Source organism: Pseudomonas sp. FME51, assembly GCF_014897305.1.
On sequence record NZ_JABUYN010000009.1, the window covers coordinates 1 to 11,191 of the forward strand.

Sequence of the window (11,191 nt, forward strand, 5' to 3'; positions counted from 1 at the left end):
TCCTTTCTCACCTTGAAGAAGCGATCAAACCGGCCTCTTCAGTGAGCGGCGCATTCTACGCCGTTCCGCTTGCCTGTCAACCCCCAAGTTATTGCTAACTTATTGATTGGCCTGGGCTTTTTAAAAAGCACCGCGGCTTGCGAGGGGCGAATTATAGACCCGCCAGATTTTACGTCAAGGGGTTTGTTACATAAATATTGCACCCAACAAAAACCCCGCACCAGGCGGGGTTTTCATATACCCATTTAGAAGCAGTCTTCAACCGACTTCAAGGGGTAATGCGCCGGGTAAGGCAGGCGAGCAACACCACTATCAATAGCAGCCTGGGCAACAGCCGCCGGCACCTTCTCGATCAGACGCACATCCATCGGCTTGGGAATGATGTACTCCCGACCGAACTCCATCGCCAACCCACCGTAGGCTTCGGCTATATAGGCAGGCACCGCTTCTTTGGCCAACTCACAGATTGCATGCACAGCTGCCATCTTCATTTCATCATTGATACGCGAGGCACGAACATCCAGAGCACCGCGGAAAATGAAGGGGAAGCAAAGTACGTTGTTAACCTGGTTCGGGTAATCCGAGCGGCCAGTAGCCATGATCACATCCGGACGGGCCCCGTGAGCCAGTTCAGGACTGATCTCGGGATCAGGGTTGGAGCAGGCGAATACAACAGGATTCTCGGCCATCAGCTTGAGCTCGGCCGGCTGCAGCAGATTGGGGCCCGACAGACCAACGAACACATCAGCACCTTTCATAGCATCAGCCAATGTGCGCTTATCGGTCTCGGAAGCAAAGACAGCCTTGTACTCATTCAGATCGTCACGGCCAGAGTGGATCACACCCTTGCGATCGATCATATAGATGTTTTCGATAGCCGCACCCAAACTGACCAGCAGCTTCATGCAGGCGGTCGCTGCAGCACCCGCACCCAGACAGACGATCTTGGCATCTTCCAGCTTCTTATCTGCCAGCTCCAGTGCGTTGATCATGGCGGCCGCAGTGACGATGGCAGTACCGTGCTGATCATCATGGAAGACCGGGATATCGCACTGCTCGATCAGAGCGCGCTCAATTTCAAAGCACTCTGGAGCCTTGATGTCTTCGAGATTGATACCACCAAAAGTGCAGGATATACGCTTGACCGTGTCGATAAAGGCTTGCGGGCTTTCAGCTTCAACTTCGATATCAAAGACATCGACGCCAGCGAAGCGCTTGAACAACACACCCTTGCCCTCCATCACCGGCTTCGAGGCCCGCGGCCCCAGATTGCCGAGACCGAGAATAGCGGTGCCGTCGGAGATCACCGCAACCAGGTTACCCTTACCAGTGTATTTGTAGGCATTTTCCGGGTCCTTGGCAATTTCGCGCACAGGCTCTGCAACACCCGGACTATATGCCAGCGCCAGATCACGCGCGGTGGCAGTAGGCTTTGTCAGCTCGACGCTCAGTTTGCCCGGACGCGGGCTGGCGTGATATTCGAGCGCATCAGTTCTCAGATCAGACATGATTACCTTTCCGGTCAAGTTGCTTATTGTGTTATGGACGAATGAGAATACAGAAAAGGCTGTACCCTCACAAGATCATTCACAGCATCTATCCGGAAGTCTTAGCAGCAAAACTAAGGTCACTTCTTCCTCGATCTGCAGCAATCATTCAACATTCACCATCCGGGGCTCGAGCAGCGGCAACATGAAGCGCTTATGGCCACGGCGTCGAGACTGTCGATCCACCACCCAACCGCGCACTTCCAACTGGCGCCCCGGCCAACTATCGACCCCACCGAAGCGCCCGCTACCGACGTCAGTCAGACGCAACGTCAAGGGCCCGTCCATCCCAACCCATACATAGCGACCGGCACGCTCGACCGTGACCACCCGACCCCGTATCAGATGGAAGCCACCCGCTCGAATATCTGCCGCACGCATCACTGGTACCTGACTCCAGACCCCCAGTCGCTCACCCCGAGCCCGGGCCTCGAGACCCAGATGACAATCCAGCAGTGCAAGATTGGGTGCAATACCGATCGCAAAACCCATTCCACCGCGCAGCAGCTGGCCTTCAATATTGGCACCGCGGACATCAAACAGGTGCCCCAGCGTACGCCCATAACGATCCTTCGGCTCTACTCCAATCACCAGCCGCAGCCCATCCTCACCAGCCAGCCGCTCGAGCCCAACCCTGGCCTTTTGCGCATAAGGCTCGGACGGCTTGCCACTACGCCCGATTTCCGGAGCATTGATGCCAATCAGGCGCACCCGCCGACCGTCAACCAGATCCAGCGTATCTCCATCGATGACATGACGACTGACAACCGGATCACCTGCGCCAGGCTGACTGCAGCTATCGGCCAATGCCGCCCCAGCCAACAGCCAGACAACAAAAAAGGCGCCCCATTGGGGCGCCTTCTGTGAAACGGACAATGCCATCGAAACGGCTTTCCGAATCTTACTTCTTGGTGCTGACAGCACCGAAACGCTGATTGAAGCGCTCGATACGGCCACCGGTGTCCAGAACTTTCTGCTTGCCGGTGTAGAACGGGTGGCATGCGGAGCAGACGTCCAGATAAATACCCTTGCCCAGCGTGGAGCGGGTCTTGATGACGTTGCCGCAACCGCAAGTGGCTTCGATTTCTTCGTACGCAGGATGCAAATCAGCTTTCATGGGTGATTCCTCGGTTTTGTGTGCCGCCACCGGACCAACCTGATCAGGCACCGCACTGGATGATGCTACCCGGCATCGAACAAACGAACGGACCGGAAAATAGGCCGGCGATGATAACAGAATTCCGCTGCCACGCAAGCATTACGGGTGTCCGGCTCGGACACCCCCCTGAAAACACAGTATAGCCAAGCGCCGTGCTTTTTCAGGGCGCTCTGGCCCTGCATATCACTTCGGGCAATGCTACCATCAGCAGCTTGTCAGAACAGGACGTCATAGTGTCAGGACCTATTCTTCAGGTTGCCCTCCCCTCGCCCCTGCGCCGTCTGTTTGACTATCGCGCTCCGGCGGGCCTGCGCATGGATGACTTGCAGGTGGGACTGCGCGTCCGCGTGCCTTTCGGCAACCGCCAGATGGTCGGTTTGATTGCCGCCATCAGCGAGCATTCGACCGTCCCTGCAGGCAAGCTCAAACGCGCCGACGAGCTGATCGACCACACGCCACTGCTACCCGAGAGTCTCTGGAAACTCTGCCTCTGGACCGCCAGCTATTATCAACATGGTCTGGGCGACACGCTGAGCAGCGCGCTACCCGTACTGCTGCGCCGCGGCGAACCCGCCCTCGCCCGACAAGACCTGCTCTGGCAGCTATTGCCGGGCGCCTATCCAGAACACCCAGCCATCAGTCGCGCACCAAAACAGAAGGAAGCGGTTCAGGTGCTGGCCAGACACCCCCATGGCCTGTCCCATGCCCTCATCAATCAATGGGGGCTGACCCGCGACGCCCTCGAATCCCTCGAGCGCAAAGGCCTGGCACAACGGATCAATCAGTCACCGCACCATACCAGCGAGCCACAGCCTTTAATAAGGGAAACGCCGCTGACCGCCAATGAGGAACAACAAGCGGCCCTGGACGCCATTCTCGCCGCCAACGGATTCAATGTCTGGTTGCTGGAAGGCGTCACCGGCAGCGGCAAGACTGAGGTCTATCTACAAGCGATAGAACATTGTCTGCAGCAGAATCGCCAGGCACTGGTACTGATTCCCGAAATCGGGCTGACTCCGCAGACCCTTGAACGCTTCCGACGCCGCTTCAACGTACCGGTGGTGATTCTGCATTCGGGACTGAATGACCGCGAACGACTTGATGCCTGGATTGCCGCCCGCGAGGGCGAGGCCGGCATCATCATAGGTACGCGCTCGGCCATTTTCACTCCGTTGGCGCGACCGGGCCTGATCATTGTCGATGAAGAACATGACCTGTCCTACAAACAGCAGGATGGTCTGCGTTACAACGCTCGGGATCTGGCAGTCTATCGCGCCCATCTGGAACAGGTGAGTATCATTCTGGGCTCCGCCACACCCTCCTTCGAGAGCCTGCACAACGTACAGCCCGGACGCTATCAGCGTCTACGCCTGACCCAACGCGCCGGCAATGCCAGCCCACCGACCTTCCAGTGCCTGGATATTCGCAGCCGACCACTGGAGGGCGGCATGTCGCGCCCGTTGATCCAGCTGATGGGTGAACACCTGCGCCAGGGCAATCAGGTACTGGTATTCATCAACCGTCGCGGTTTTGCACCCACCCTGATGTGCCATGACTGCGGCTGGATGGCCGAATGTCGTCGCTGTGATGCACGCATGACGCTGCATCAATCACCCGCGCAATTGCACTGCCACCATTGCGGCAGCCAGCGTAGCGTCGATCGCACCTGCCCGAAATGTCAGTGCCAGGACCTGCGCCCCATTGGCGCGGGTACCGAGCGCACCGAAGAGCACCTGATCAACTGCTTTCCGGACTTCCCGGTACTGCGCATCGATCGCGACACCATGACCCGCAAACAGGCCATGCAAAGCATGCTCACACGCATCCAGAGCGGCGAACCCTGCCTACTGGTCGGCACACAGATGCTTGCCAAGGGTCATCATTTTCCCGACGTCACACTGGTGGCGATCCTTGATGCTGATGGCGGACTGTTTTCCACCGACTTTCGCGGCCCCGAGCGCATGGCACAACTGATCATCCAAGTGGCAGGGCGTGCCGGACGCGCAGAAAAACCCGGCCAGGTGCTGATCCAGACACATATGGCCGAGCACCAGCTGCTGCTGGATCTGACCGAACATGATTACAGTCGCTTCGCCGAACGCGAGCTGACTGCCCGGGCCACAGCGCAATTGCCTCCCTACAGCTTCATGGCGTTGTTGCGCGCCGAATCCAACTCATCGGCGCAGACCAACCAGTTTCTCGACGAAGCCTGCGAGCTGGCCGAACAGCTTACCGCCACGCTCGGCATTACCGGTGTCGATCTGCTCGGCCCCGTGCCGTCGCCAATGGAGCGCCGTGCCGGCCGCCATCGCGCGCAATTGCTGGTGCTGGCAGGACAGCGCTCAACCCTGCATCAATTGCTGCACAGCTGGTTGTCGGCGCTGGAACAGCACCCCCTGGCGCGCCGCGTACGCTGGTCGATTGATGTCGACCCACTGGACATGTTCTGAATCTTGACCCTGTCAGACAGAGGGATTTGGCAAGCAGCCCGTTAAGTCGGATAATGCCGGGTTTTCCACATGCCGTTGCCGGATACTCCCCTACTTATGAAAAACCTGATCAGCCAGTTGCTCGCCAGTGCCGTCAGCACCTTGCAAAGCCAAGGCGTCCTGCCAGCCGATATCTCTCCTGACATTCAGGTCGAGATCGCCCGGGACAAGAGCCATGGCGACTTTGCCAGCAACCTGGCGATGATGCTCGCAAAGCCAGCCCGCATGAAGCCACGCGACCTGGCCGAACAGCTGGTTGCCGCGCTGCCGCAAAACGCAGCAATAGCCGAGGTCAACATCGCCGGTCCCGGCTTCATCAACTTCTTCCAGGCACGTGATTGGCTGGCAGCACAACTGCAGATGGCGCTGGACGATCCCCAGCTGAACATTCCACGGGCCGATCCGACCCAGCGCGTGGTCGTGGACTACTCCTCCCCCAACCTGGCCAAGGAAATGCACGTTGGGCACCTGCGTTCAACCATCATTGGCGACGCCGTGGCGCGGGTACTGGCGTTTCTGGGTCACCAGGTGATACGCCAGAACCACGTCGGCGACTGGGGTACCCAGTTCGGCATGCTGCTGGCCTATCTGGGTACCCCAGTCGCCGAAGCCGAACTGGGCGATCTGGAGAACTTCTACCGCCAGGCCAAGAAGCGCTTCGATGAAAGCGAGGAGTTCGCCAACCGTGCCCGTGAACGGGTGGTCCAACTGCAGGCGGGTGACCCGCAGTGTCTGGCGCTGTGGAATCGTTTCAACAGCATCTCCCTTGGCCATTGCCAGGCAATCTATGACCGTCTTGGCGTCAGCCTGACGCCCGCCGATGTGCGTGGCGAAAGTGCCTATAATGACCAGCTTGCCGATGTGGTCGACAGCCTGCAGCAGGCTGGCCTGCTGACCGAAAGCGACGGCGCCCGCTGTGTGTTCCTCGACGAGTTCAAGACCAGCGAAGACAAACCCCTGCCAGTGATCGTGCAAAAGGCGGGCGGCGGCTATCTGTATGCGACCACGGACCTGGCGGCCATGCGCTATCGCCACCAGGTACTGCAGGCCGATCGCGTGCTGTATTTTGTCGATCAGCGCCAGGCTCTGCATTTTCAGCAGGTCTTCGCGGTAGCACGCAAGGCCGGTTTCGTAGCGCAGGACATGCAGCTGGAGCATATGGGCTTCGGCACCATGAACGGCGCCGATGGCAAGCCGTTCAAGACCCGCGACGGCGGCACGGTCAAACTGATCGACCTGCTGAACGAGGCCGAACAGCGCGCCTATCAGCTGGTGGCGCAGAAGAACCCGGAACTCGATCCCGAAGAGCTGAAGCAGATTGCCCGCGCGGTCGGCATCGGCGCGGTCAAGTATGCGGACCTGTCCAAGCATCGCAGCAGCGATTACAACTTCAACTTCGAGCAGATGCTCAGCTTTGAAGGCAACACCGCCCCCTACCTGATGTATGCCTACACCCGGGTGGCCAGCGTGTTCCGCAAGATCGACCGCAACATGTCGCAGCTGGACGATCTGGCGCCGCTGGTACTGCAAGAGGCCGCCGAGGTTGATCTGGCGGCTCATCTCGCACAGTTTGGCAACTTGCTGGCATACGTAGCCCGCGAAGGCACGCCACATTCACTGTGCCATTACCTGTATGAACTGGCCGGGCGCTTCTCCAGCTTCTACGAGAACTGTCCGATTCTGGCCGCCGACGAGCCGGCACAACGCGACAGTCGCCTGCGTCTGGCAGCACTGACTGGACGCACCCTGCAGCAAGGCCTTAACCTGCTCGGCATCACCACTCTGGAGCGCATGTAAGTCGCATGGCCAAAGCACGCAAAACACCCCGTCGCGGCGCCAGCCGCGCCCGGTCCAAACCCGGTCGGCGCATACCCGCCTGGCTGATTGCCGTGTGCGGGCTGGTGCTGGGTCTGTTCATCGCCTTTCTGTTCCAGCTGGAGCCTGGTCGCGACACGGTGAAACGCAATACTGCACCGCCGCCACCCGCCGCTAAGCCGGCGCCGGCAAAACCCGCCGGCCCCAGCTATGACTTTTACACCTTGCTGCCCGAATCGGAGGTGGTGGTACCCACGCCACGCCCTGCTCCACCGCCGACACCCAAGCCAGCACCCGCGAGCAAAGCCGAGTCCACTACCCGCTATTACCTGCAGGCCGGCTCATTTCGTCAGCGTAGCGAAGCGGACCGGGTGCGCGCACAGATCATCCTGATGGGCCTGGATGCCCGTCTGGAAAATGCCAAGCTGGCCAATGGTGACCTCTGGCACCGGGTACAGGTCGGGCCGTTCGCCGACCAGAGCAAAAGGACCCAAGCCGAACAGACACTGTCCGGCAACGGCTTCAACAATCTGCTCCGCCAGCAGCGCACCACCGCCCCCTGATGTTCCGACCATCGGCAGCATTGGCTGCCGATATCTTGAATTCCTCTTCCCCAGCCCCAAGATAATGGCAAAGGCAGCGCGTGCAGCGTGCTGCGTGCTATCTGAACAGCCAACAGGAGCTGCGCGTGACTACAATCGTTTCAGTACGCCGCCACGGCAAAGTGGTAATCGGTGGTGATGGCCAGGTATCGCTGGGCAACACCGTGATGAAGGGCAACGCTCGCAAGGTTCGTCGCCTGTACAACGACCAGGTGATCGCTGGGTTTGCCGGCGGCACGGCGGATGCCTTCACCCTGTTCGAACACTTCGAGGCCCATCTGGAAAAACACCAGGGCCAGCTGGTTCGCGCCGCCGTGGAAATGGCCAAGGAATGGCGTACCGATCGCACCCTGCGCCGTCTCGAAGCCCTGCTGGCCGTGGCCAACAAGGATGCCTCGCTGATCATTACCGGCAACGGCGATGTGCTTGAGCCCGAAGAGGGCATTATCGCCATCGGCTCCGGCGGCCCCTACGCCCAGTCGGCGGCTCGCGCCCTGCTGCGTCACACCGAGCTGTCAGCCCGCGAGATTGTCGAGTCGAGCCTGAACATCGCCGGCGAGATCTGCATCTACACCAACCAGAACCACACTATCGAGGAGCTGGACGCCAACACCTGAGGCGCCCGGGAATCTGCCACATGTCCATGACACCCCGCGAAATCGTCCACGAACTGGACCGTCACATCATTGGTCAGCAGGATGCCAAGCGCGCCGTCGCCATCGCGCTGCGCAACCGCTGGCGCCGCCAGCAGCTGCCCGATGCACTGCGCCATGAAGTCACCCCGAAGAACATTCTGATGATCGGCCCGACCGGCGTCGGCAAGACCGAAATCGCCCGCCGCCTGGCGCGCCTGGCTCAAGCGCCCTTCATCAAGGTCGAGGCCACTAAATTCACCGAGGTCGGCTATGTCGGTCGGGATGTGGAATCGATCATTCGTGATCTGGTGGATGCGGCGCTGAAGATGCTCCGCGAGCAGGAAATCACCAAAGTCGGCCACCGCGCCGAAGATGCCGCCGAAGAGCGCATTCTCGATGCCCTGCTGACCCCGCCACGCGATGGCACCACTGACCAGCCCGTGCGCGAAGACAACAGCACCCGCCAGCTATTCCGCAAACGCCTGCGCGAAGGTCAGCTGGACGACAAGGAAATCGATATCGACGTAGCCGATACGCCAGTCGGCGTGGAAATCATGTCGCCGCCCGGCATGGAAGAAATGACCAGCCAGCTGCAGAACATGTTCTCCAGCTTCGGCAAGAACAAGCGCAAGTCGCGCAAACTCAAGGTCAGCGAAGCCTTCAAGTTGATTCGTGACGAGGAAGCCGCCCGCCTGGTCAACGAGGACGATCTCAAGACCCGCGCCATCGATGCGGTCGAACAGAACGGCATTGTCTTCCTTGATGAGATCGACAAGGTCAGCAAGCGCGCCAACAGCGGCGGCGGTGCCGATGTGTCCCGCGAAGGCGTACAGCGTGACCTGCTGCCGCTGATCGAAGGCTGCACGGTGAATACCAAGTTCGGCATGGTGCGGACCGACCATATCCTGTTCATCGCTTCGGGCGCCTTCCATCTGACCAAACCGTCGGATCTGATTCCCGAACTGCAGGGCCGCCTGCCGATCCGCGTCGAGCTCAAGTCACTGTCACCGGCAGACTTCGAGCGCATCCTGACCGAACCGGATGCCTCGCTCACCGAACAGTACCGCGCACTGCTGCAGACCGAAGGCCTGGAAATGGAATTCGCCGACAGTGCCGTAGCCCGACTGGCGGAGATCGCCTGGCAGGTCAACGAGAAGACCGAGAACATCGGTGCCCGTCGTCTGCATACCGTGCTCGAACGCTTGCTGGAAGAAGTTTCCTTCAGCGCCGGCGATCTGGCCTCCAAGCAGAACGGCGAGAAGCTGGTGATCGATGCCGCGTATGTGGACGAGCACCTGGGCGAGCTGGCGGTCAATGAAGACCTGTCCCGCTATATTCTCTAACTGATCTGAAACGAGCCAGCCATGACCACTCCAATACCCAGCAAGATCAAACTGCACAAGGCGTCGCGTACGCTGGATCTGCACTACGCTGATGGCCGACATTTCAGTCTGCCGGCAGAGTTTCTGCGGGTGCACTCACCCTCGGCGGAAGTGCAGGGGCATGGCCGGCCGGTGCTGCAGACCGGCAAACAAAACGTGGCGCTGACGGCCGTCGAGATGGCGGGAAACTACGCGCTGAAGCTGGTATTTGATGACGGCCATGACAGCGGATTGTTCAGCTGGAGCTATCTGCTGGAGCTGGGCGAACGGCAGGATGCGCTGTGGCAGGATTATCTCGACCAGTTGCAGGCGGCCGGCGCCAGTCGTGATCCGGATACGTCGGTAGTGAAAGTGATGCTCTGAGGTCATGAAGCCAGCCGGACTCGGCTGGCTTCATATCACAGCTCTACTCCTCTGACGGCTTGCCCGGCTCGGCACTGCTGGCCGGGGCGGGCGCGGATTTGCCGCGAGTAGCCGCTTTCGGCGCCGTGGTGCGGCGGCGGGTGGTGGCTTTGACCGGCTTGGCCGCTCCATCCTTAGATGCTGCAGGCTTGGGCGTTGCAGGTTTGGCAGCAGCCGACCTGCTGGTTGCTCGCCGCTTGGGTGCGGCCTTGGCTGCAGGAGCAGCCGCGGCCTCACTGGCCGCCTGGGCCACCGAATCGGCGATCACTGTGGAACTGGCTGTGGCCGCAGCGGCAGCCGGCGGCTTGCGAGGGCGCGCGGGCTTGGCGTTGAGCTGCTCCACCGCACGGGTCAGCTCGGCAATACGACTTTCCAGCACCTGCAACTCTTCCTGACGCGCCAGCCCCAACCGCTCAACGGCACTGGCCACGCGCTTGTCGAACATTTCCTCGAGACCACCGAACTTGTCAGTCAGCTTGCTCCGCGCCTTGTCGACTTTGGAGCGAGCACCCTCCAGCGGATCCTTCTTGTTGCGCGAGCCCTTGCCGCTGGTCTTCTCGGCTTCGTCTGTGGCTGTCTGTTCTGCCTGCTCCCCATCGCGGATCAGCGACTCGAACAGCTTGGCGCCTTCTTTACCCATGCGGGTGTAAGCACCCAGACCCGCCAGCCAGATCTGTCGGGAATAACCTTCCAAGCCGTCAACCCAATGAGAATCCCTGCTTTCACGCTTCTTCTTGTCCGCCATGAATAAACCCTCGTGAGCCGCTGTCGGTGAGAATATCCAGCTTAGCAGAGTTGATTGGCGCTGCCGCTGTCGTGACTCAGACCAGGTATTTGTTCAGGGCTTTTTCGATTTCGCCCTTCACCATGCCCGCCATCGGGGTCAGCATCATGCCGAGCTTGACCGCCACGTGCACATTGTCATCGCCGACCCGGATCTTGCCGTCGACGCCGCTGCGCTGGAATGTCAGCTCATCGTCCTGCCAGGTACACTTGGCATCCAGTTTGGCGGCCAGCTTGTCTGCCATCAGTTGGGCACGCTCTTTCGCTGCGTCCTTGCCCAATGAATGCTCGCGGGTGATTTCTACGGTTGCCATCTCGGTCCCTTCCAGTATGGTTGAAAAAAGACGCATAGCATGCCGCATCGTGAGTCTACATGC

General features: G+C 60.0%; 11 protein-coding genes. 6 read left to right on the top strand and 5 right to left on the bottom strand.

The window, feature by feature from the left end:
* Window positions 1–245: 245 nt before the first annotated feature.
* The 3 genes from INT39_RS15545 to rpmE all read right to left on the bottom strand — a co-directional run bounded on the left by INT39_RS15545 (window position 246) and on the right by rpmE (window position 2,664).
* Complete coding sequence (locus INT39_RS15545) at window positions 246–1,508, bottom strand: malic enzyme-like NAD(P)-binding protein (protein ID WP_193074914.1); 1,263 nt, start codon at window positions 1,506–1,508, stop codon at window positions 246–248.
* A gap of 144 nt (window positions 1,509–1,652) precedes the next feature.
* Window positions 1,653–2,429 (bottom strand): thermonuclease family protein, encoded by a 777-nt coding sequence (locus tag INT39_RS15550; RefSeq protein WP_193074915.1) that lies wholly within the window; start codon window positions 2,427–2,429, stop codon window positions 1,653–1,655.
* Window positions 2,430–2,448: 19 nt separating this feature from the next.
* Window positions 2,449–2,664: a 50S ribosomal protein L31 gene (rpmE, locus tag INT39_RS15555; protein WP_193074916.1), complete on the bottom strand. Its 216-nt coding sequence runs from the start codon at window positions 2,662–2,664 to the stop codon at window positions 2,449–2,451.
* Window positions 2,665–2,939: 275 nt separating this feature from the next.
* On the opposite strand from rpmE, the gene INT39_RS15560 reads away from it, so the two are divergent.
* The 6 genes from INT39_RS15560 (at window position 2,940) to INT39_RS15585 (ending at window position 9,992) form a co-directional block, all read left to right on the top strand.
* Entirely contained in the window at window positions 2,940–5,156 is a 2,217-nt protein-coding gene (locus INT39_RS15560; RefSeq protein ID WP_193074917.1) for a primosomal protein N', read from the top strand.
* A 96-nt stretch (window positions 5,157–5,252) separates the two neighbouring features.
* Window positions 5,253–6,992 (top strand): arginine--tRNA ligase, encoded by a 1,740-nt coding sequence (gene argS, locus INT39_RS15565; RefSeq protein WP_193074918.1) that lies wholly within the window; start codon window positions 5,253–5,255, stop codon window positions 6,990–6,992.
* A gap of 5 nt (window positions 6,993–6,997) precedes the next feature.
* Window positions 6,998–7,573 (top strand): SPOR domain-containing protein, encoded by a 576-nt coding sequence (locus INT39_RS15570; protein ID WP_193074919.1) that lies wholly within the window; start codon window positions 6,998–7,000, stop codon window positions 7,571–7,573.
* A 125-nt stretch (window positions 7,574–7,698) separates the two neighbouring features.
* Complete coding sequence (gene hslV / locus INT39_RS15575) at window positions 7,699–8,229, top strand: ATP-dependent protease subunit HslV (protein WP_193074920.1); 531 nt, start codon at window positions 7,699–7,701, stop codon at window positions 8,227–8,229.
* A 20-nt stretch (window positions 8,230–8,249) separates the two neighbouring features.
* On the top strand, window positions 8,250–9,590 hold the full coding sequence (gene hslU, locus INT39_RS15580; protein WP_193074921.1) for an ATP-dependent protease ATPase subunit HslU: 1,341 nt from the start codon (window positions 8,250–8,252) through the stop codon (window positions 9,588–9,590).
* A 21-nt stretch (window positions 9,591–9,611) separates the two neighbouring features.
* The gene (locus INT39_RS15585; protein WP_193074922.1) at window positions 9,612–9,992 is read left to right on the top strand and encodes a gamma-butyrobetaine hydroxylase-like domain-containing protein; all 381 of its coding nucleotides are present in this window, start codon (window positions 9,612–9,614) and stop codon (window positions 9,990–9,992) included.
* Window positions 9,993–10,035: 43 nt separating this feature from the next.
* Here the strand turns inward: INT39_RS15585 and INT39_RS15590 are convergent, their stop codons facing one another.
* The gene (locus INT39_RS15590) at window positions 10,036–10,776 is read right to left on the bottom strand and encodes a phasin family protein (protein WP_193074923.1); all 741 of its coding nucleotides are present in this window, start codon (window positions 10,774–10,776) and stop codon (window positions 10,036–10,038) included.
* Between the two features lie 76 nt (window positions 10,777–10,852).
* Entirely contained in the window at window positions 10,853–11,128 is a 276-nt protein-coding gene (locus INT39_RS15595) for a polyhydroxyalkanoic acid system family protein (protein ID WP_193074924.1), read from the bottom strand.
* Between the last annotated feature and the right edge of the window lie 63 nt (window positions 11,129–11,191).